Annotated in this window: 20 protein-coding genes; 17 read left to right on the top strand and 3 right to left on the bottom strand. The window is 72.9% G+C overall.

Annotation, left to right across the window (positions count from 1 at the left end):
- Positions 1–2: 2 nt before the first annotated feature.
- The 8 genes from MicB006_RS14490 (at position 3) to MicB006_RS14455 (ending at position 7,494) form a co-directional block, all read left to right on the top strand.
- A complete protein-coding gene (locus MicB006_RS14490) occupies positions 3–1,178 on the top strand; it encodes a hydroxymethylglutaryl-CoA synthase (RefSeq protein WP_116506732.1) in 1,176 nt (391 codons plus the stop codon).
- A gap of 50 nt (positions 1,179–1,228) precedes the next feature.
- Positions 1,229–2,119, top strand: coding sequence for an aromatic prenyltransferase (locus tag MicB006_RS14485; RefSeq protein ID WP_116506731.1), 891 nt, complete (start codon positions 1,229–1,231; stop codon positions 2,117–2,119).
- 92 nt (positions 2,120–2,211) lie between these two features.
- Positions 2,212–3,345 carry a sensor histidine kinase gene (locus tag MicB006_RS14480; protein ID WP_073827931.1) on the top strand — a complete coding sequence of 378 codons (1,134 nt, stop codon included), beginning with the start codon at positions 2,212–2,214 and terminating at the stop codon, positions 3,343–3,345.
- Positions 3,342–4,004: a response regulator transcription factor gene (locus MicB006_RS14475; RefSeq protein ID WP_073827932.1), complete on the top strand. Its 663-nt coding sequence runs from the start codon at positions 3,342–3,344 to the stop codon at positions 4,002–4,004. The genes MicB006_RS14480 and MicB006_RS14475 overlap by 4 nt, the downstream gene beginning before the upstream one ends.
- A gap of 192 nt (positions 4,005–4,196) precedes the next feature.
- Entirely contained in the window at positions 4,197–4,592 is a 396-nt protein-coding gene (locus MicB006_RS14470) for a DUF6223 family protein (protein ID WP_073827933.1), read from the top strand.
- 55 nt (positions 4,593–4,647) lie between these two features.
- Positions 4,648–5,112, top strand: a complete 465-nt coding sequence (locus tag MicB006_RS14465; RefSeq protein ID WP_192900240.1) for a DUF6220 domain-containing protein — start codon at positions 4,648–4,650, stop codon at positions 5,110–5,112.
- Entirely contained in the window at positions 5,109–7,094 is a 1,986-nt protein-coding gene (locus MicB006_RS14460) for a multicopper oxidase family protein (protein ID WP_116506729.1), read from the top strand. The genes MicB006_RS14465 and MicB006_RS14460 overlap by 4 nt, the downstream gene beginning before the upstream one ends.
- Positions 7,095–7,104: 10 nt before the next feature.
- Complete coding sequence (locus MicB006_RS14455) at positions 7,105–7,494, top strand: VOC family protein (protein WP_116506727.1); 390 nt, start codon at positions 7,105–7,107, stop codon at positions 7,492–7,494.
- A gap of 100 nt (positions 7,495–7,594) precedes the next feature.
- Here MicB006_RS14455 and MicB006_RS14450 read toward each other — a convergent pair whose 3' ends face one another.
- Together MicB006_RS14450 and MicB006_RS14445 are read right to left on the bottom strand one after the other, a co-directional pair.
- Positions 7,595–8,059 carry a DUF6069 family protein gene (locus MicB006_RS14450; protein WP_152037837.1) on the bottom strand — a complete coding sequence of 155 codons (465 nt, stop codon included), beginning with the start codon at positions 8,057–8,059 and terminating at the stop codon, positions 7,595–7,597.
- Between the two features lie 93 nt (positions 8,060–8,152).
- A complete protein-coding gene (locus MicB006_RS14445) occupies positions 8,153–10,138 on the bottom strand; it encodes an anthranilate synthase family protein (RefSeq protein ID WP_116506724.1) in 1,986 nt (661 codons plus the stop codon).
- Positions 10,139–10,352: 214 nt separating this feature from the next.
- Here MicB006_RS14445 and MicB006_RS14440 point away from each other — a divergent pair, with 214 nt between their 5' ends.
- From MicB006_RS14440 to MicB006_RS14400, 9 genes are read left to right on the top strand one after another with little or no spacing between them, the layout of a single operon-like run.
- The gene (locus MicB006_RS14440) at positions 10,353–11,636 is read left to right on the top strand and encodes an aspartate kinase (protein WP_225980752.1); all 1,284 of its coding nucleotides are present in this window, start codon (positions 10,353–10,355) and stop codon (positions 11,634–11,636) included.
- A 15-nt stretch (positions 11,637–11,651) separates the two neighbouring features.
- Entirely contained in the window at positions 11,652–12,476 is an 825-nt protein-coding gene (locus tag MicB006_RS14435) for a 2-amino-3,7-dideoxy-D-threo-hept-6-ulosonate synthase (RefSeq protein ID WP_073827938.1), read from the top strand.
- 31 nt (positions 12,477–12,507) lie between these two features.
- Positions 12,508–13,611, top strand: a complete 1,104-nt coding sequence (locus tag MicB006_RS14430) for a 3-dehydroquinate synthase II (protein ID WP_073827939.1) — start codon at positions 12,508–12,510, stop codon at positions 13,609–13,611.
- 25 nt (positions 13,612–13,636) lie between these two features.
- A complete protein-coding gene (locus MicB006_RS14425) occupies positions 13,637–14,398 on the top strand; it encodes an amidohydrolase family protein (RefSeq protein ID WP_116506722.1) in 762 nt (253 codons plus the stop codon).
- On the top strand, positions 14,395–15,711 hold the full coding sequence (locus MicB006_RS14420) for a phenylacetate--CoA ligase family protein (protein ID WP_116506720.1): 1,317 nt from the start codon (positions 14,395–14,397) through the stop codon (positions 15,709–15,711). The genes MicB006_RS14425 and MicB006_RS14420 overlap by 4 nt, the downstream gene beginning before the upstream one ends.
- Positions 15,712–15,721: 10 nt before the next feature.
- Positions 15,722–16,912 carry an FAD-dependent monooxygenase gene (locus MicB006_RS14415; RefSeq protein WP_116506719.1) on the top strand — a complete coding sequence of 397 codons (1,191 nt, stop codon included), beginning with the start codon at positions 15,722–15,724 and terminating at the stop codon, positions 16,910–16,912.
- Positions 16,912–17,697 (top strand): 2,3-dihydro-2,3-dihydroxybenzoate dehydrogenase, encoded by a 786-nt coding sequence (locus tag MicB006_RS14410; protein ID WP_116506717.1) that lies wholly within the window; start codon positions 16,912–16,914, stop codon positions 17,695–17,697. The genes MicB006_RS14415 and MicB006_RS14410 overlap by 1 nt, the downstream gene beginning before the upstream one ends.
- A 32-nt stretch (positions 17,698–17,729) precedes the next feature.
- Positions 17,730–18,404, top strand: a complete 675-nt coding sequence (locus MicB006_RS14405; RefSeq protein ID WP_116506714.1) for an isochorismatase family protein — start codon at positions 17,730–17,732, stop codon at positions 18,402–18,404.
- Between the two features lie 11 nt (positions 18,405–18,415).
- Positions 18,416–19,117: an SDR family NAD(P)-dependent oxidoreductase gene (locus MicB006_RS14400; protein WP_073827945.1), complete on the top strand. Its 702-nt coding sequence runs from the start codon at positions 18,416–18,418 to the stop codon at positions 19,115–19,117.
- Here the strand turns inward: MicB006_RS14400 and MicB006_RS14395 are convergent.
- The gene (locus tag MicB006_RS14395; protein ID WP_116506712.1) at positions 19,110–19,850 is read right to left on the bottom strand and encodes a DUF6081 family protein; all 741 of its coding nucleotides are present in this window, start codon (positions 19,848–19,850) and stop codon (positions 19,110–19,112) included. The two genes, MicB006_RS14400 and MicB006_RS14395, sit on opposite strands and share 8 nt — an antisense overlap.
- Positions 19,851–19,970: the final 120 nt, after the last annotated feature.

Genomic DNA, 19,970 nt, shown 5'->3' with positions numbered 1-19,970 from the left:
CGATGGCCGAGAGACCCGCCGTCGGCATCCACGACCTGTCCGCCGCGACGGCGCATCACGTGCTGACACACGAGACCCTGGCCGCGAGCAACGGCGCCGACGTGGCCAAGTACCACCGTGGCATCGGGCTGCGGGCGATGAGCGTGCCCGCCCCGGACGAGGACATCGTGACGATGGCTGCTGCCGCCGCCGCGCCGGTGGTCGCCCGCCACGGCACCGACCGGATCCGGACCGTCGTGTTCGCCACGGAGTCGTCGGTCGACCAGGCGAAGGCGGCCGGGATACACGTCCACTCCCTGCTCGGCCTCCCCTCGGCCACCCGGGTGGTCGAGCTGAAGCAGGCCTGCTACGGCGGTACGGCGGGACTGCAGTTCGCCATCGGCCTGGTGCACCGTGACCCGTCGCAGCAGGTCCTGGTGATCGCCAGCGACGTGTCGAAGTACGCGCTGGGTGAGCCCGGCGAGGCGACCCAGGGCGCCGCGGCGGTCGCCATGCTCGTCGGCGCGGACCCGGCGCTGGTACGCGTCGAGGACCCGTCGGGCATGTTCACCGCCGACGTCATGGACTTCTGGCGGCCGAACTACCGCACCACCGCCCTGGTCGACGGGCACGAGTCCATCTCCGCCTACCTGCAGGCGCTGGAGGGCTCGTGGAAGGACTACACCGAGCGCGGCGGTCGCACCCTGGACGAGTTCGGCGCGTTCTGCTACCACCAGCCGTTCCCGAGGATGGCCGACAAGGCGCACCGGCACCTGCTCAACTACTGCGGGCGCGACGTCGACGACGCGCTGGTGGCCGGGGCCATCGGGCACACCACCGCGTACAACGCCGAGATCGGCAACAGCTACACGGCGTCGATGTATCTCGGGCTCGCGGCACTGCTCGACACCGCCGACGACCTGACCGGCCGGACCGTCGGCTTCCTCAGCTACGGGTCCGGCAGCGTCGCCGAGTTCTTCGCCGGCACTGTCGTGCCCGGGTACCGCGCGCACACGCGACCCGACCAGCACCGCGCGGCGATCGACCGGCGGCAGGAGATCGACTACGCGACGTACCGGGAGTTGCACGAGCACGCCTTCCCGGTCGACGGCGGCGACTATCCGGCGCCGGAGGTGACCACCGGGCCGTACCGGCTGGCCGGGCTCTCCGGTCACAAGCGCGTCTACGAGCCGCGATAGGACCGGCCACGCCGGCCGCCCTGACCGAACGAACCATGCTTGGAGGATCGATGTCCGGAACTCCCGAGGTGGCCGAGCTCTACTCGACCATCGAGGAATCGGCCCGGCAACTGGACGTGCCGTGTTCGCGCGACCGGGTCTGGCCCATCCTGTCCGCGTACGGCGACGCGTTCGCCCATCCCGAGGCGGTGGTCGCCTTCCGGGTGGCGACCGCGCTGCGTCACGCGGGCGAGCTGGACTGCCGGTTCCGGACGCATCCGGACGACCGGGACCCGTACGCCTCGGCGCTCGCCCGGGGCCTCACCCCGCGCACGGACCACCCCGTCGGCGCGCTGCTCTCCGAGGTCCACCGGCGCTGCCCGGTGGAGAGCCACGGCATCGACTTCGGGGTGGTCGGCGGCTTCAAGAAGATCTACGCGGCCTTCGCCCCGGACGAGCTGCAGGTGGCCACGTCGCTCGCCGGCATTCCGGCGATGCCCCGCAGCCTCGCCGCGAACGCCGACTTCTTCACCCGGCACGGCCTCGACGACCGGGTCGGCGTGCTGGGATTCGACTACCCGGCCCGGACCGTGAACGTCTACTTCAACGACGTGCCGCGTGAGTGCTTCGAGCCGGAGACCATCCGGTCGACGCTGCGCCGGACCGGGATGGCCGAGCCGAGCGAGCAGATGCTCCGGCTCGGCACCGGGGCGTTCGGGCTCTACGTCACGCTGGGCTGGGACTCCCCGGAGATCGAGCGGATCTGCTACGCCGCGGCGACCACGGACCTGACCACGCTTCCGGTACCCGTGGAACCGGAGATCGAGAAGTTCGTGAAAAGCGTTCCGTACGGCGGCGGGGACCGGAAGTTCGTCTACGGCGTGGCGCTGACCCCCAAGGGGGAGTACTACAAACTCGAGTCGCACTACAAATGGAAGCCGGGCGCGGTGAACTTCATTTGAACAGCGGCCGGTTCCGCCGCCCGGGCGGCGGAACCGGGATCAATGCCTGTTCGCTCGGGTTCAACACTGGCGCGCTCCGCTAAAGTGCGAACATGACGACTGGACTGTCCAGTGTGTGGGCCCGGGTGAAGAACTGGGTCGTCGCGTTGGCTGTGGCGGCGGTGCTGATGATCAGCGCGCTGGCCGGTGACCATCCTGCCCCCGAGGGCCTCGGTCTGCTCGGCTTCGCGCTGGTGGCGGCGAGCGGCCTGGCGCTGGCCGCCAGTCGTCGGGCCCCGATCGCCGTGCTGGTCGCCACCGGGCTGTGCGTGGTGGGCTACAACGCGATCGGCTTCGGGGTGCCCGCCATCGCGTACCTGTTCGCGGTCTACGCGGCGGTCCGGGCCGGGCACCGGCTCGTCACGCTCGGGGCGAGCGCCGCCCTGCTCGTCGTCCTGCCGCTGGCGATCATGGTCTCGCCCGCGGACGGCGCCCTCAAGGAGGCGCTCGCGCAGTCGCGGGGCGTGCTGGAACTGGCCTGGCTGATCGCCGCGGCGGCGGCCGGTGAGGCGCTGCGGCAGGCCGAACGGCGAGCGGACGAGGCGGAACGGACCCGCGAGGAGACCGCCCGGCTGCGCGCCACCCAGGAGCGGCTGCACATCGCACGGGAGCTGCACGACTCGCTCACCCACCAGATCTCGATCATCAAGGTGCAGGCGGAGGTGGCGGTCCACCTGGCCCGCAAGCGGGGCGAGCAGGTGCCGGAGTCGCTGCTGGCGATCCAGGAGGCCGGCCGGGCGGCGACTCGCGAGCTGCGCGCGACCCTGGAGACGCTGCGTGACCTGACCAAGTCCCCGTCGCACGGGCTCGACCACCTCCCGGAGCTGCTGGCCGGGGCCGAGAAGATCGGCCTGGCCACCACGCTGACCATCGAGGGCGACCAGCGGGACGTGCCGGAGGCGGTGGGCCGCACCGCGTACCGGATCGTGCAGGAGTCGCTCACCAACACCGCCCGGCACGCCTCCGCCGCGGCCGCCGCGGTCCGGATCGACTACCGCCCGGACGCGCTGAGCATCCGGATCGACGACGACGGGACGGCCCGGCCGGGCGCCGCCCCGGTGCCCGGCGTCGGGCTGCTGGGGATGCACGAGCGCGTCCTCGCGCTGGGCGGCCGGCTGCGGGCGGAACCCCGCACCGGCGGAGGCTTCACCGTCCAGGCCGAACTCCCGGTGGTGCGCGTCCCATGATCAGGATCATGCTGCTCGACGACCAGCCGCTGCTGCGCAGCGGGTTCCGCGCGCTCCTCGACGCCGAGGACGACATCGAGGTGGTGGCCGAGGGCGGGAACGGCCGGGAGGGCCTGGCGCTGGCCCGGCAGCACCTGCCCGATCTCGCCCTGATCGACATCCAGATGCCGGTCATGGACGGCGTCGAGACGACCCGGCAGATCGTCGCGGATCCGGCGCTGGCCGGGGTACGCGTCGTCATCCTCACCAACTACGGCCTCGACGAGTACGTCTTCCACGCGCTGCGCGCCGGCGCCACCGGCTTCCTGGTCAAGGACATCGAGCCGGACGACCTGCTGCACGCCGTGCGGGTCGCCGCGCGCGGTGACGCGCTGCTCGCGCCGTCGATCACCCGGATGCTGATCAACAGGTACGTGTCGGAGCCGCTCTGCGCGGACGTCACGCCCGGCATGGAGGAGCTGACCAACCGGGAACGCGAGGCGGTCGCCCTGGCCGCCCGGGGCCTGTCCAACGACGAGATCGCCGATCGCATGGTGATCAGCCCGCTGACCGCGAAGACCCACGTCAACCGCGCCATGACCAAGCTGCAGGCCCGCGACCGCGCCCAGCTGGTGGTGTTCGCCTACGAGTCCGGCCTGGTGTCACCCGGCAATCGCTGACCGGGCAGCCCGCCCGGTCTGTCGCCTCGGCAGTGCTGCGGCTGCGGTATGCGGCTGCTCCCGGCGCAGACGCCGGAGCCCGTGGATACCGTCACCGCAGTAGATCGATTGTCTCCTTCGGCATGACGACCCGTAGCGGGGTCGTTACCTACGCTGGCGCAGATGCCTGTTCCCGCAGCCGAAGGGGCTTCCATGTTCATCCGTCGTTTGCTCACCGCCGCCGCAGCCGGCGTCCTCGGTGGGCTCGCACTCGTCGCACCGGCGGCCGCGCAGGTGACGGCCGCCGACGGTGACGGTGGTTCCGGCCGCGCCGGATCCGTGCTGGCGCTCGCGCTCGCGTTGCTCGGCCTCGTCCTGGGCGGGTGGGCGTTGCGCTCCGCGGGGCGCGGCGGCGGTCGTGGCAACGCGATCGCCGCGCTGGTGCTCGCGGTGGCCGGCCTGATCGCCGGCGTGGTCGCCCTGGCCGGCTCCGACGGTGGTGTCGGCAGCGGCAACGGCCGTGGTGGCGCCATCGTGGCCGTCGTGCTGGCGCTGATCGGGATCGCCGTCGGCGGCCTGGCATTCACCCGCTCCCGGCGCGCCGCCTGACCGGCGCTGCCGACCGAACACCCCGGTGACCCAACCGAACCCGAAGGGGAGTCCCATGCGCAAAGTGTTCGCCGGACTGGCAGCGTTCCTGCTGCTCGTGCTCGTGGTGCAGTTCTTCCTGGCCGCCAGCGGCGCGTTCAGCAACGAGGCCAACGAGGAGGCGTTCCGCCCTCACCGGATCCTGGGCCTGGGGAGCATCCTCGTCGCCGTGGTGCTGACGGTGGCCGCCGCGGTGATGCGGATGCCCGGCCGGATCATCGGCCTGTCCGGCCTGGTCGCCGGGCTGGGCATCCTGCAGGCCCTGATCGCGGTCATCGCCAAGGCGTTCGGCGACTCGGCCGGTGACTCGGCCGTCGGCCGGTACGTGTTCGGCCTGCACGCGGTCAACGGACTGGTGATGGTGGCCGTCGCCCGCGTCATCCTGCGCAGCGTCCGGGCGGCGCCGGACACGACCACCACGCCCGGCGTGGACACGACGGTCACCGGTCCGGCGGCCGACTCGGCGCGAACGGCGTCATGAGCACGCTCCAATGGATCCTCGTGGACCACGTCGTGGCGCTGCTCGGTGTCGCGACGTGGTTCGCAACGGGTGTCACGGCAGCTCTCGGCCGCCACCGGATCGCGTTGGCGCTCCTCGGCGCCGCGGTGCTGGTGACAGTCGCCCGCCTGGGCACCGTGGCGCTGCTGGCCGACCGCGGCTGGTGGTTCGTCCAGGAGAAGGTTCTGCTGGGGCTGCCGATGCTCGGCGCCGCGGGGCTCGTCGCGGTGCTCCTGGCCGGCCCGCGCCTGCTCGCGGCCCGGCAGTCACCGGCGGCGGACCTGCCGGCCGGCGCGCTGGTCGCGGTGCTGACCGCCGGCTTCGCCGCGCTGGCCGGCCTGGTGGTGACGTTCACCGCCGGGTACCCGCTGACGTGGAGCACCGCGCTGATCGCCGTCGCCCTCGTCTGCGCCGCCGCGCTGCTCACCGCGCGGGTGGTCGGACGACCCGCCGCCCCGGCCGCGGAGGCCGGCTCCCCGGAGCACACGCCGGCGGCGGCCGGGCCCACGGCGCTGTCCCGCCGCCGGTTCCTCGGCGTGGCCGGGGGAGTGGTCGCGGCGGGCACCGGCGCCACCGGCGTCGGCCTGCTCTTCCGCGACCCGGAGGCGATGGTCACCGGAGGCGGCCCCGGACACGCCGGTGGCGCCCGCCCCAAGGTCTCCGTGGCGGACCTGCGCGGCCCCGGCGCTCCGGCGGCGGGCGGCACGGCGCGACGCCACGTGCTCACCGCCCGGACGGGCACCGTCACGATTCCGTCCGGACGTCCGATCGACGCCTGGAGCTACGAGGGCCGCCTGCCCGGGCCGGCCATCACCGCGACCGAGGGCGACCTGATCGAGGTGACGCTCCGCAACGCCGACATCGAGGACGGCGTCACCGTGCACTGGCACGGGTACGACGTGCCGTGCGGCGAGGACGGCGCGCCGGGCGCCACGCAGCACGCGGTGCAGCCCGGCGGCGAGTTCGTCTACCGGTTCCAGGCGGACCAGGTGGGGACGTACTGGTACCACACCCACCAGGCGTCGCACCCCGCCGTGCGCAAAGGGCTGTACGGGACGCTCGTCGTGACGCCGCGCGAGGACCGGCCGGAAGCGGAGCGCGGGCTGGACCTGACGCTGCCGGTGCACACGTTCGACGACGTCACGATCCTCGGCGACCAGGAGGGACGCGCCGTCCACGACGTCCGCCCCGGCCAGCCGGTGCGACTGCGTCTGATCAACACCGACTCCAACCCGCACTGGTTCGCCGTCGTCGGCTCGCCCTTCCGCGTGGTGGCCGTCGACGGCCGCGACCTCAACCAGCCGGGCGAGGTACGCGAGGTCGGGCTCCGCCTGCCCGCCGGAGGCCGGTACGACCTGACCCTGGCCATGCCGGACGCCAAGGTCACGCTGCTGCTCGACAACGACTCCGACCAGGGCGTCCTGCTGCGCCCGCCGGGCGTCGGCGGTGGTGACCGCCCGCTGCCGGACACCGCCGACTGGCCCGAGTTCGACCTGCTGGGCTACGGCGAGCCGGCGCCCGTGCCGTTCGACGCCGACGACGCCGACCGCCACTTCACCATCGTCCTCGACCGGGCCCTGGCCATGGTCGACGGCAAGCCCGCGTACGCCCAGACCGTCGACGGTCGCGCACATCCCTCCGTCCCCGACCAGCTCGTCCGGGAGGGGGACGTCGTGCGCTTCACGGTGGTCAACCGGAGCCTCGAAACCCACCCGTGGCACCTGCACGGCCATCCGGTGCTGATCCTGTCCCGCGACGGCCGGCCGTACTCCGGCAGCCCGCTGTGGATGGACACCTTCGACGTGCGGCCGGGAGAGGTGTGGGAGGTGGCGTTCCGGGCGGACAATCCGGGTGTCTGGATGAACCACTGCCACAACCTGCCGCACCAGGAGCAGGGCATGATGCTGCGGCTCGTCTACGACGGTGTCACCACGCCCTTCGCCAGCACGAGCCACGCACACTGAGGGGACTCGCATGACCGCAGACCTGCACGGCCTGGCCAGCGTCCGCTACATCGTCGACGACGTGTCGGCGGCGATCGAGTTCTACACCACCCACCTGGGTTTCACGGTGTCGACCGCGTTCCCGCCGGCCTTCGCCGACGTGGTGCGCGGGCCGCTGCGGCTCCTGCTGTCCGGGCCGACCAGCTCGGGCGCCCGGGTCACCCCGGCGGACGCGGCCGGGTGCGGGCGCAACCGCATCCACCTGATCGTCGACGATCTCGACGCCGAACGGGAGCGGCTGGAGCGCGCCGGGGTGACGTTGCGCAGCGACGTCGTGGCCGGGCCGGGCGGCCGTCAGTTCCTGATCGCCGACCCGGCGGGCAACCTGGTCGAGGTGTTCGAGCCGGCAGCCCGCGGCTGAACCGCCGACGGACGCCCTCCCACCTCGCGACGCCCGAAGCCCGACACCTGGCCGCGTCGCGGCCACGATCACCGTGGCCGCGACGCGGTGACGGGGTGCCTTACCGGGGCGGGGTGGGCGCGGCGAGCCGCGCGGCCAGGATGGAGATGATCACGGCGCCGGCGATCACGTGGGTGCCGGCGAGGACGAGCTGCGTCGACACCGGGGTGTCCCGGGCGAAGGCGGGCGCGGCGAGGGACAGCACGGTGAACGCGACGGTGCCGGCCACGAAGGCACGCACGGGCCGCCGGGCCCGCCGCGCCACGACCACCGCCAGGACGATTCCGCCGATCGACCAGAGCACGACGCTGCGGGCGATGGCCCCCACCGGGATCGCCTGCGCCTGCTCCTCCCAGACGCCGGCCGCCTCCATCGGTACGCCGAAGCCCCGGGCGGCGAGCGTGAACGCCTCCGCGGCCACGGCCCCGGCGAGGGTGGCCAGCACGCCGACCAGCCACACCGGAGCGGTGGCCGGCGACCAGGTGGGCCGTGCCGCGACGGGAGTTCGGGGAGTGGCCTCATCCACGGCGTCGCCTCCGGTCGGGTGCCTCGATGTGTTCTCGGGAGAATGCGGGGACGCCACGACGGCAGTCAACATGGACAGTTGAACGCCCTGGCGTCACGGGCGGTTCCCGCGCCGGCCCGCCGCCTCGGCCGCGGCGGCGGCCGTGCCGTCGGCGAGCAGGGAGACCAGCAGGTCGCCCAGGATCCGTGGGCCGTGCTGGGTGAGGACGGACTCCAGGTGGAACTGGACGGAACGGAATCCCGGGCCGCGCAGCGCGTGCACGTCCCCGCTGTCCGGGCTGCGGCTGATCTCGATCGGGCCCCGCCGGCCACCGGCCACCACGTCGTGCGCGGAGCGGGCGGTGTAGGTGTTGTAGAACCCCACGAGTTCCGGCCGGCCGAACAGGTCGATCCGCTTCTGCACACCCTGGTTGGGCACCGCGCGCCGGGCGAGGGGGAACCCCAGTTCGGCGGCGAGCACCTGGTGGCCCAGGCAGATGGACAGGAACGGCACCGTTCCGGCGAGCAGGTCGCGGGTGAGCCCGCGCAGGGTCCGCATACGCGGGTCGGTCAGGTCGCCCGGGTCGCCGGGGCCGGGACCGACGACGACGAGGTCGTGTCCGTCCGGCCGCAGCCGGCTGTCGAACCGGGCGATGCTCGACCGCAGCCCGAGGGCCCGCAACTGGTGGTCGAGCATGGCCATGAACGTGTCCTCGTTGTCGACGACGAGCACGCGGCGTCCGGTCAGCGCCGGGTTCGGGGTGCGCCGCTCCGCGCCGTCGAGCCAGAACCTCGACAGTGTGGTGTTGCGCTCGCGCAACGCCCGCCGTACCCGGGGGTCGGTGGCCAGGGACGAACGAGCCCGCGCGGCCGTGGTCCGCCCGCCGTCCGGGCCGTCCGGGTCGACGCCGAGGCCGAGCGCCGCGCGCATGGCGCCCGCCTTGGCCCGCGTCTCGGCCACCTCCGACTCCGGCTTGGAGTCCCGCACGAGGGTGGCGCCGACGCCCAGGCGCAGCGTGCCCGCGTCGTCGATCTCGGCGGTGCGGATCATGATGGCCGAGTCGAGCGTACGGCTGCCGGCCGAGTCACGGCCCATCAACGCGAGCACGCCGCCGTAGTAGCCGCGGCCGGTCGTCTCGTGGCGGGTGATGACCCGGAACGCGTTCTCGATCGGGCTGCCGGTGACCGTCGGCGCGAGCAGGGTCTCCCGCAGCACGTCGCGCACGTCCAGGTCGCTGCGGCCGGTCAGGATGTACTCGGAGTGCGTCACCCGCGCCATTTCCTTGAGGAACGGGCCGTGCACCTGGCCGCCGGAGGCGCACATCCGCGCCATCATTTTCAGTTCCTCGTCGACGACCATGTAGAGTTCGTTAGCCTCTTTCGGGTCGTTCAGGAATTCCAGCAGACCGGAAACGGCCGGGCCGTTCGGGGGGTGCCGGTAGGTCCCGCTGATGGGATTCATCGAGACGGTTCCGTCGATCATGCTGACGTGTCGTTCCGGTGACGCGCCGATGAACGTGCCGGCGCCGGAGTGGAACAGAAACGTCCAGTAGGAACCCAGTTCGCCGGTCAGCAACCGGCGGAAGAGCGCCAGTTCCGTGGCGATCGAGTAGTCGGCCAGCCGCGCGGTGAAGGTGCGCCGGATGACGAAGTTGGATCCGGCGCCCAGCCCGATCTCGTCACCCACCACCCGCTTGACGATCGCGGCGTAGTCCTCGTCGCTGAGGTCGAAGTCGGCGTCGGTCACCGGCACACCGCGTTCGGGCAGGCCCGCCAGCGCCTGTCCGCGGTCGAGCCCGAACTGCTCGTGGACGCGCATCGCGAGCAGCGGCGCGCCGTCGTCGTGGCAGTCGAACCCCCGTTCGGTGACCTGCCGGTACGGCACCGCCACGAGCAGGTCGTGCCGCGCGCCGGTCGCCGGCTCGGTGGGCAGGGGCAGCTCGCCGAGAGTGTCCACGTCGCACACCTCGCCGGTCAGAACCTCCACGTACGCGCACCCGGCCGCGCCGGGCCGGTGCAGCAGGGCGAAGGCGCGCCCGTCGCCGCCGAGACCGGACAGCAGATCGGGGAATCCGGTCACGTTCGATTCCGTCCCGTCCATGTCGCTCCCTTTGCCTGAGAGATCGCCTGTCGATACTGCGTCCGGCAAAAGGCGTCGCACATGACGTGAAGTCGCCGACGGCATCACGTGTTTCCGGTAACGCGCCGACGTTATGGCGTGAACGACTGAATCGGCGGGCTACTACTCGGGCGAGTAGTGCCCACGCAGATCGACCGCGATTACTGTCGACCGCAGGGCCGATACGACGAGGGCGGTGAAGACGACTGTGGACGTGCTGGTCCAGAAATACGGGGGCACCTCGCTGCAGACCCTCGACCGCGTTCGGCACGCCGCGCTGCGGATCGCCGAGGCGCGGCGGCACGGCTCCGCCGTGACAGTGGTCGTGTCGGCGCGCGGCAGCCGGACCGACGACCTGCTGCGGCTGGCGGCCGACGTCGGCGCCGCGGGTCCGTCCCGGGAACTCGACCAGTTGCTCGCAGTCGGCGAGTCCGAGTCGGCGGCGCTGATGGCGCTGGCGTTGACCGGGCTGGGAGTGCCGGCCGTCTCGCTGACCGGGCACCAGGCGGAGATCCACACCACCGACCGGCACGGCGACGCGCTGATCTCCCGGATCGGGGCGGCGCGGGTGGAGGCGGCGCTGGGCCGTGGCGAGGTCGCCGTGGTCACCGGATTCCAGGGCATCGACCGGGCCGGTGACGTCGCCACGCTGGGGCGCGGCGGTTCCGACACGACAGCGGTGGCGCTCGCGGCCCGGCTCCGCGCGTCGGCGTGCGAGATCTACACCGACGTGGACGGCGTCTTCAGCGCCGACCCCCGCATCCTTCCGGCGGCGCGTTGCCTGCCGTGGGTGGAGCCCGGCGTCATGGCGGAGATGGCGTTCGCCGGCGCGCGGGTCCTGCACACCCGATGCATCGAGCTGGCCGCCATGGAAGGGGTCGAAGTGCGCGTGCGCAACGCGTCGTCGCAGGCGCCCGGAACGATAGTCGTGGACCGGCCCGACGACCGCCCGCTGGAGACCCGGCGGGCCGTGGTGGCGGTCACCCACGACACGGATGTCGTCCGCGTGCTGGTGCACTGCCGCGACGGCCGCCGGGACATGGCACCTGACGTGTTCGAGGTGCTGGCCGCCCATGGGGCGGTGGCGGACCTGGTGGCCCGGTCCGGGCCCTACGAGAGCGAGTTCCGGATGGGGTTCACCATCCGCCGCAGCCAGGCCGAAGCGGTGCGGACCGCGCTGCACGACCTCACCGCGTCCTTCGACGGCGGGGTCCACTTCGACGAGAACGTCGGCAAGGTGTCGGTGGTCGGCATGGGCCTGCTCAGCCGCCCCGAGCACACGGCCCGGCTGATGGCGGCGCTGGCCGCGGCGGGGATCTCGACGAGCTGGATCTCCACCTCCCAGATGCGGCTGTCGGTGATCGTGTCGCGGGACCGCACCGTCGACGCCGTCGAAGCCCTGCACCGCGCGTTCCGCCTCGACCGGTCCGAGCCGGCGGACGCCACGTCCCTGACCTCCCGCCGTTCCGCCACCGCCTGAGAGAGGTAGGAAACCGTGGCCGTACTCAACGCTTCGTTCGCTCGTGGCCTGCGTCTGCGCCGACTGTTCCGGCGCGGCGACGGACGCCTGCTCGTCGTCCCGCTCGACCACTCCGTCACCGACGGGCCGCTGCGCCGCGGCGACCTGAACTCGCTGCTCGGTGAGCTCGCCGGCACCGGCGTGGACGCCGTGGTGCTGCACAAGGGCAGCCTGCGGCACGTCGACCACGGCTGGTTCGGCGACATGTCGCTGATCGTGCATCTGAGCGTGAGCACCCGGCACGCCCCGGACCCGGACGCGAAGTACCTGGTCGCGCACGTGGAGGAGGCCCTGCGGCTGGGGGCCGACGCGGTCAGCGTGCACGTCAACCTCGGCTCACCGCAGGAGGCGCGGCAGATCGCCGACCTGGCGGCGGTGGCGGGGGAGTGCGACCGCTGGAACGTCCCGCTGCTGGCCATGGTGTACGCCCGCGGGCCGCAGATCACCGACTCCCGGGCTCCGGAGCTGGTGGCGCACGCCGCGACGCTCGCCGCCGACCTCGGCGCCGACATCGTCAAGACCGACTACGTGGGCACGCCCGAGCAGATGGCCGAGGTGGTGCGCGGCTGCCCGATCCCGCTGATCGTGGCCGGCGGCCCGCGCTCGGCCGACACTCCGACGGTGCTCGCCTACGTCTCGGACGCGCTGCGCGGCGGCGTGGCCGGGATGGCCATGGGCCGCAACGTGTTCCAGGCCGAGCAGCCCGGCCTGATGGCCGCCGCCGTGGCACGGCTGGTGCACGAGCCACGGCACGTGCCGGACCGGTACGACGTCGACGACCGGCTCGCCCTTACGTCCTGAGACTCCCTGACCGTCCACCGAGGAGAAACCCGTGAAGCTGTGCTGGCTGGACATCCGTAACGTCAACGGCGCCAAGGAGGCAATCGTCGAGGAGGCGGTCCACCAGCGGGTGGACGCCGTCGTGGCGGCCGATCCGGCCGACCTGGAGACGCTTCCCCCGACGGTGAAGAAGGTGCTGTTCCCGCAGGGCGGGCCGCTGCCGGAGAAGCTGGAACCGGCCGACCTGGTGATCGTCGAGCCGGCCCGGCACGGCGAGCCCGCCGAGCTGGCGGCCCGGTACCCGGAGGTGGAGTTCGGCCGGTTCGTCGAGATCGTCGACGCGGACAGCCTGGAGGACGCCTGCCGGTCCGCGCGCCACGACCGGTGGAGCCTGCTGTACTTCCGCGACCCCACCAAGATCCCGCTGGAGATCGTGCTGGCGGCCGCGGCGGGCGCGGAGGGCAGCATCATCACCCAGGTCGCCGACGTCGAGGAGGCGGAGATCGTCTTCGGCGTCCTGGAGCACGGCTCGGACGGCGTGATGCTGGCGCCCCGCGCCGTGGGGGAGGCCACCGAGCTGCGGACCGCCGCGGTGAGCACGGCGGCGGACCTGTCGCTCGTGGAGCTGGAGGTCACCGGCATCCGGCGGGTGGGCATGGGCGAGCGCGCCTGCGTCGACACGTGCACGAACTTCCGTCTGGACGAGGGCATCCTGGTCGGCTCGCACTCCACCGGCATGATCTTGTGCTGCAGCGAGACGCACCCGCTGCCGTACATGCCGACCCGGCCGTTCCGGGTCAACGCCGGCGCGCTGCACTCGTACACGCTGTCCGCCGGCGGGCGGACCAACTACCTCAGCGAGCTGGTCTCCGGCGGCCGGGTGCTCGCCGTGGACTCGCAGGGGAAGTCCCGCGTCGTCACAGTGGGACGGGTCAAGATCGAGACGCGTCCGCTGCTGGCGATCGACGCGGTCTCCCCCTCCGGGACACGGGTCAACCTCATCGTCCAGGACGACTGGCACGTGCGCGTGCTCGGGCCGGGCGGCACCGTGCTCAACGTGACCGAGCTGACCGCCGGCACGAAGGTGCTCGGTTACCTGCCGGTGGAGAAGCGGCACGTCGGCTACCCGATCGACGAGTTCTGCATCGAGAAGTGACAGGCGGCGGGAAGGGGAGCGGGCGATGACCGCGCAGCCGGTGCTGGACTTCCACGTACGCCTGGCGCCCCGGCCCGGGGCGCGGGAGCGGCTGCTCGCCGCGCTGCGCGAATGCGGGCTGGCGCGGGCGGTGGTGTGCGCGGGCGGCACCATCGACCTGGACCGGCTGTCCCGCCAGCTCGTCACCGGCGACCACGTCGAGACCGACGCCGACAACGACGCGGTGGCGGCGGCCTGCGCCGGCACCGACGGCCGGCTGGTGCCGTTCTTCTTCGCCAACCCGCACCGGCCGGCCGAGACGTACCGGGCCCGCGCCGCCGAGTTCCGCGGCCTGGAGATCTCACCCGCCGTCCACGGCGTCGCCCTGACCGACCCGCGGGTCGCCGACCTCGTGGCCGTGGCGGCGGAGTTCGACCATCCGGTGTACGTGGTCTGCCTGGACCGATCGGGCGCGAGCGTGGCCGACCTGGTCGGCCTGAGCCGCCGGTTCCCGCAGGTGAGCTTCGTGCTCGGGCACAGCGGCGTCGGCAACATCGACCTCTACGCCCTGACCCTGATCCAGGACGAGCCGAACATCTCGCTGGAGACCTCGGGCGGCTACACCTGCGTGGCCGAGGCGGCGCTGCGCCGCCTCGGCGACGACCGGGTGGTGTTCGGCTCCGAGTACCCGCTGCAGCACCCGGCCGTGGAACTGGCCAAGTTCCAGGCGCTGCGACTGCCGCCGGAGCAGTGGCGGCGGGTCGCCTGGGACAACGCGCATCGACTGCTAGGAGAGGAGAAGCGGTGAGCGAGCCAAGTTCGAGCCTGCCCCGGCTCGGCCAGTGGCACGGCCTCGAGGACCTGCGGCGCCTCCAGGAGAAGCAACTGGCGGAGACGTTCACCTGGGCGGCCCGGTCGCCGTTCTACCGGGCGCGGCTGACGTCCGGCGCGCCGCCGGTGACGCCCGCCGACCTGGCCGACCTGCCGCTGACCACCAAGCAGGACCTGCGGGACAACTACCCCTTCGGCATGCTCGCCGTGCCCCGCGAACGGCTGGCGACCTACCACGAGTCGAGCGGGACCGCCGGGAAGCCCACCCCCTCCTACTACACCGCGGAGGACTGGACCGACCTGGCGGAGCGCTTCGCCCGCAAGTGGATCGGCATGTCCGCCGACGACGTCTTCCTGGTCCGCACGCCGTACGCGCTGCTGCTGACCGGGCATCTCGCCCACGCCGCAGCCCGGCTGCGCGGGGCCACGGTGGTGCCTGGCGACAACCGGTCGCTGGCGATGCCGTACGCCCGGGTGGTCCGGGTGATGCACGACCTGGACGTCACGCTCACCTGGTCGGTGCCGACGGAGTGCCTGATCTGGGCCGCCGCGGCGATCGCGGCCGGGCACCGGCCCGACATCGACTTCCCGGCGCTGCGCGCGCTGTTCGTCGGCGGCGAGCCGATGACCGACGCCCGCCGGCGGCGGATCAGCCGCCTGTGGGGGGTGCCGGTCATCGAGGAGTACGGCTCGACGGAGACCGGCAGCCTGGCCGGGGAGTGCCCCGAGGGCCGACTGCACCTGTGGGCCGACCGGGCGCTGTTCGAGGTGTACGACCCGGACACCGGCGCCGTCCGCGCGGACGGCGACGGCCAGCTCGTGGTCACGCCGCTGTTCCGGGAGGCGATGCCGCTGCTGCGGTACAACCTGGAGGACAACGTGTCGGTCTCCTACGACGACTGCGGATGCGGCTGGAAGCTGCCCACCGTGCGGGTGCTCGGCCGGTCGGCGTTCGGCTACCGGGTCGGCGGCACCACCATCACCCAGCACCAGCTGGAGGAACTGGTCTTCTCCCTGCCGGAGGCGCACCGGGTGATGTTCTGGCGGGCCAAGGCGGAGCCGGCGCTGCTGCGGGTCGAGATCGAGGTGGCCGCCGCGCACCGGGTCGCCGCCGAGGCGGAGCTGACCGCCGCGATCCGGGCCGCCTTCGGCGTGGACAGCGAGGTCACCGGCCTGGCGCCGGGAACCCTGATCCCGCTCGACGCGCTGACCAGCATGCCGGACGTGGTGAAGCCACGCAGCCTGTTCGGTCCGGACGAGGACTGGAGCAAAGCGCTCCTCTACTACTGAGGGAACCGACATGCCGCAGATGAGGGTCGCCGTGGCCGGCGCCGGCATCGCCGGGCTCGCCTTCGCCGCCGCCCTGCGCCGGACCGGGATCGACTGCCACGTGTACGAGCAGGCCGACCAGCTCATGGAGGTGGGCGCGGGCGTGCAGGTCGCGCCGAACGCCACCCGGCTGCTGCACCGGCTGGGCCTGCGTGACCGCCTGCGTACGGTGGCTGTCGCGCCGCAGGCGATCGAGATGCGCCGCTGGGACGACGGCACGCTGCTGCAACGCACCCAGCTGGGCAGCGTGTGCGGACGCCGCTTCGGCGCGCCGTACTACGTGGTGCACCGCGCGGACCTGCACAGCAGCCTGCTGTCGCTGGTGCCGTCGGACCGGGTGCACCTGGGCGCCCGCCTCACCGCCGTGACGCAGACCGCCGACGAGGCGTACCTGCACCTGTCCAACGGCACCACGGTCGCGGCGGATCTCGTCGTGGGCGCCGACGGCATCCACTCGGTCGCGCGGGAGCAGATCGTGGCGGACCGGCCGCGCTTCTCCGGACAGTCCATCTACCGCGGACTGGTGCCGGCCGAGCGGGTGCCGTTCCTGCTCACCGAACCCCGGGTGCAGTTGTGGTTCGGGCCGGACCAGCACTGCGTCTGCTACCCGGTGTCCGCCGGCCGGCAGGTGAGCTTCGGCGCGACGGTGCCCGCCACCGACTGGCGGCAGGAGTCGTGGTCGGGCCGGGGCGACGTGACGCAACTCGCGGCCGCGTACGCGGGCTGGCACCCGGACGTCACCCGGCTGATCGCCGCGGCCGACCGGGTCGGCAGGTGGGCGCTGCACGACCGGGACAGCATCGACCGGCTCAGCGCGGGACGGGTGACCCTGATCGGCGACGCCGCGCACCCGATGCTGCCGTTCCAGGCGCAGGGCGCGAACCAGGCCGTCGAGGACGCGGTGGTGCTCGCGGTCTGCCTGGCCGGCGTGGAACCGGCGGGCCTGGGCGCCGCGCTGCGCCGCTACGAACGGATCCGCCTGCCCCGGACCACCCGGATCCAGCGGCAGTCCCGGGCCAACGCCGAGATGTTCCACCTGGCCGACGGCGCCGACCAGCGCCGCCGGGACGTCGCCGCACAATCCTCGTCCGGCCTGGACCGCCACGAATGGCTCTTCGGGTACGACGCCGAGAAAGCCACCACGACCAGCGGGAGCGCCTGATGGAACTGACCGGAATCGAGTCGAAGGTCGCCCTGGTCACGGGCGCGGGGCAGGGCATCGGCGCCGCCGTGGCCGGTGTCCTGGCGAGGGCGGGCGCGCAGGTGGCGGCAGTGGACCGCAACGCCGAGGCGCTGACCACCGTCGTGACGAAGCTCGCCGCCGAGGGCGACTCGGCGCGCGCCTACTGCGTCGACGTGTGCGACAGCGAGGCGGTGGACGCGCTGGTGCGCCGGGTCGAGGACGAGATGGGGCCGGTCGCCATCCTGGTCAACGCCGCCGGCGTGCTGCACACCGGACGGGTCGTCGAGCTGTCGGACCGGCAGTGGCGCCGGACCTTCTCGGTGAACGCCGACGGCGTGTTCCACGTGTCCCGGGCGGTGGCGCGGCGGATGGTGGGCCGCCGTCGTGGCGCGATCGTCACCGTGGCGTCGAACGCCGCCGGGGTGCCGCGTACCGAGATGGCCGCGTACGCCGCCTCCAAGGCCGCGTCCGCGCAGTTCACCCGCTGCCTGGGGCTTGAGCTGTCCGGCTACGGCATCCGGTGCAACGTGGTCTCGCCCGGCTCCACCGACACCCCCATGCTGCGGGCCATGCTCGGCGAGGGCGCCGACCCGAGCGCGGTGATCGAGGGCACGCCGGGCGCGTACCGCGTCGGCATCCCGCTGCGCAAGCTGGCCCAGCCGCGCGACGTGGCCGAGGCGGTCGCCTATCTGGTGTCCGACCAGGCGGGCCACGTGACCATGCACGACCTGTACGTCGACGGCGGCGCGGCCCTGCACGTGTGACGCCCTCGCACGGAAACCGGAGGCGAGAACCGATGGCCATGACCCCGATCGCGCCGTACCGCATGCCCGGCGACGGCGACCTGCCCGGCACCGCGCTGCCCTGGCGTCCGCACCCGGACCGGGCCGCCGTGCTGGTGCACGACCTGCAACGCTACTTCCTGCGCCCGTTCGCGGCCGGGGAGTCCCCGCTGGCCGAACTGCTCCCCAACGTCGCGAAGCTGCTCGCCACGGCGCGGGCGGCCGGCGTGCCGGTGCTGTACACCGCGCAGCCCGGCGGCATGAGCCGGGAGGACCGCGGGTTGCTGCACGACCTGTGGGGCCCCGGCATGAGCAGCGCCGAGGACGACCGGGGCATCGTCGACGACGTCGCCCCGCAGCCGGGCGACATGGTGCTGACCAAGTGGCGGTACAGCGCGTTCTTCCGCAGCGACCTGGAGGAGCGACTGCGCGGTGCGGGACGGGACCAGCTCGTGGTCTGCGGCGTGTACGCGCACATGGGGTGCCTGATCACCGCCTGCGACGCGTTCAGCCGCGACATCGAGGCGTTCCTGGTGGCGGACGCGCTGGCCGACCTGTCGCGCGAGGACCACCTGATGGCGCTGCGCTACGCCGCGGACCGCTGCGCGGTGCCGTTGTGGACGGCGGACGTGCTGGACGGGCTGGCGGACGCCGCCGGGCGTCCGGATCAGAGCAGCACCCAACGATGAGGAGAGCATCGATGTCGGATCGGACCCGGGTCGTGGTCGTCGGCGGAACCTCGGGGATCGGGCGGCACTTCGCCCGGTTCTGCGCCGAACGCGGAGACGACGTGGTGATCACCGGCCGTTCGGCGGCCCGGACCAAGACCGTCGCGGACGAGATCGGCGGGCGGACCCGTGGGCTCGCTCTCGACCTGGCCGAGCCGGAGGCGATCGCGGACGCGCTCGCCGACGTGCCGCACGTCGACCGGCTCGTGGTCGCGGCGCTGGACCGCGACTACAACACCGTCCGCGCGTACCGGCCGGGCGACGCGGCGCGGCTGCTGACCGTCAAGCTGGTCGGCTACACGGCGGTCCTGCACGCCCTCGCCCCGCGGATGACCGACGAGAGCGCTGTCGTGCTGCTCGGCGGCCTGGCCAGTCACCGGCCGTATCCCGGCTCCACCTCCGTCACCACCGCCAACGGCGGGATCAGCGCGCTGGTGCGGACCCTGGCTGTGGAACTCTCGCCGGTCCGGGTCAACGCCCTGCACCCGAGCATCGTCTCCGACACGCCGTTCTGGAGCGACAAGCCCGCCGCGCGGGAGGCCGCCGCGACCCGCGCGCTCAGCCGGCGGCCGGTCACCATGCAGGACTGCGCCGAGGCGATCGACTTCCTGCTGACGAACCGCTCGATAAACGGGGTCAACCTGAACATCGACGGCGGTGACGTGCTCATCTGACGCCGGAGGCGATCCGCCACGGCCCCCACCACCCGGTCGCGCCCTGCCCGTGCTCCCGCTGCTCGCGGGGGTACCGGGCCAGGTCGCGGGCGGAGAAGAGCGCCATGCCGGCGTGGAATCCGGTCACCGGCACCGGGACCCGCGCCCAGTAGGCGAGCCGGCCGTCGACGTGGAACTCCACCTCCGACGTCGGCGCCCGGTAGGTGATGGCGTATCCGTGCCCCCGGCCCGGCTCGGTCGGCACGTCCAGGACCACCCGGTGGATGTAGTGCTCGTGCGGCTGGGTCACGCCGGGCAGCACCAGGCGCTCGACAGTCGCGTACACGGTGTCGTTCGTGGCGGCGGCGTTGAACACGACGCCGGTCTCCAGGTCGAACAGGTTCACCGTGCCGAACGCGTCCAGCAGGTCGTGCGGGATCTGCCGGTACGTCCGCACGCCCATCTCCACCTCGACGGTCAGCGAGCCCTCCGCCGGCACGGCGAAGCGCCGCACCGACCGGTACATCTGCTTGGCGTTGTTCTGCCGGGGATCGGTGTCGTGGAAGCGGGTGAACGGGTCGACTGTCAGCTCCAGCCGCCCGTCGCCGGTGCGGATGCGGGCGTTGCGGTCCTGGTACCTGTGGGTCTGCCCGTCCGCGCCGGCGATCGACATGATCGCCCAGCGGGCGGGGTCCAGCTCGGGGCTGGTGAAGTCGTCGTACGTCCACGCGCTGGTTCTCAGTGCCGACGTCATGCAGTCACCATCGGACGCCGGCCGGGCACGGGCATCACCCGTTCACGCGGTTCGGCCGGACCCGCCACGCCAATGCGCCGGCCACGCCCCGGAAATCCCGTGATTAAGCCATGCCGGAGC

This window comes from Micromonospora sp. B006 (genome assembly GCF_003408515.1).
Lineage (GTDB): Bacteria > Actinomycetota > Actinomycetes > Mycobacteriales > Micromonosporaceae > Micromonospora > Micromonospora echinospora_A.
Note: the sequence above shows the minus strand (reverse complement) of the source record. Positions and strands in the feature narration are given on the sequence as shown.

What these genes read in the sequence shown, in the direction of transcription:
- MicB006_RS14490 (WP_116506732.1), top strand. Translation starts at nt 3, where the DNA reads ATGGCCGAGAGACCCGCCGTCGGCATCCACGACCTGTCCGCCGCGACG.
- MicB006_RS14485 (WP_116506731.1), top strand. Translation starts at nt 1,229, where the DNA reads ATGTCCGGAACTCCCGAGGTGGCCGAGCTCTACTCGACCATCGAGGAA.
- MicB006_RS14480 (WP_073827931.1), top strand. Translation starts at nt 2,212, where the DNA reads ATGACGACTGGACTGTCCAGTGTGTGGGCCCGGGTGAAGAACTGGGTC.
- MicB006_RS14475 (WP_073827932.1), top strand. Translation starts at nt 3,342, where the DNA reads ATGATCAGGATCATGCTGCTCGACGACCAGCCGCTGCTGCGCAGCGGG.
- MicB006_RS14470 (WP_073827933.1), top strand. Translation starts at nt 4,197, where the DNA reads ATGTTCATCCGTCGTTTGCTCACCGCCGCCGCAGCCGGCGTCCTCGGT.
- MicB006_RS14465 (WP_192900240.1), top strand. Translation starts at nt 4,648, where the DNA reads ATGCGCAAAGTGTTCGCCGGACTGGCAGCGTTCCTGCTGCTCGTGCTC.
- MicB006_RS14460 (WP_116506729.1), top strand. Translation starts at nt 5,109, where the DNA reads ATGAGCACGCTCCAATGGATCCTCGTGGACCACGTCGTGGCGCTGCTC.
- MicB006_RS14455 (WP_116506727.1), top strand. Translation starts at nt 7,105, where the DNA reads ATGACCGCAGACCTGCACGGCCTGGCCAGCGTCCGCTACATCGTCGAC.
- MicB006_RS14445 (WP_116506724.1), bottom strand. Translation starts at nt 10,138, where the DNA reads ATGGACGGGACGGAATCGAACGTGACCGGATTCCCCGATCTGCTGTCC.
- MicB006_RS14425 (WP_116506722.1), top strand. Translation starts at nt 13,637, where the DNA reads ATGACCGCGCAGCCGGTGCTGGACTTCCACGTACGCCTGGCGCCCCGG.
- MicB006_RS14415 (WP_116506719.1), top strand. Translation starts at nt 15,722, where the DNA reads ATGCCGCAGATGAGGGTCGCCGTGGCCGGCGCCGGCATCGCCGGGCTC.
- MicB006_RS14410 (WP_116506717.1), top strand. Translation starts at nt 16,912, where the DNA reads ATGGAACTGACCGGAATCGAGTCGAAGGTCGCCCTGGTCACGGGCGCG.
- MicB006_RS14405 (WP_116506714.1), top strand. Translation starts at nt 17,730, where the DNA reads ATGGCCATGACCCCGATCGCGCCGTACCGCATGCCCGGCGACGGCGAC.
- MicB006_RS14400 (WP_073827945.1), top strand. Translation starts at nt 18,416, where the DNA reads ATGTCGGATCGGACCCGGGTCGTGGTCGTCGGCGGAACCTCGGGGATC.
- MicB006_RS14395 (WP_116506712.1), bottom strand. Translation starts at nt 19,850, where the DNA reads ATGACGTCGGCACTGAGAACCAGCGCGTGGACGTACGACGACTTCACC.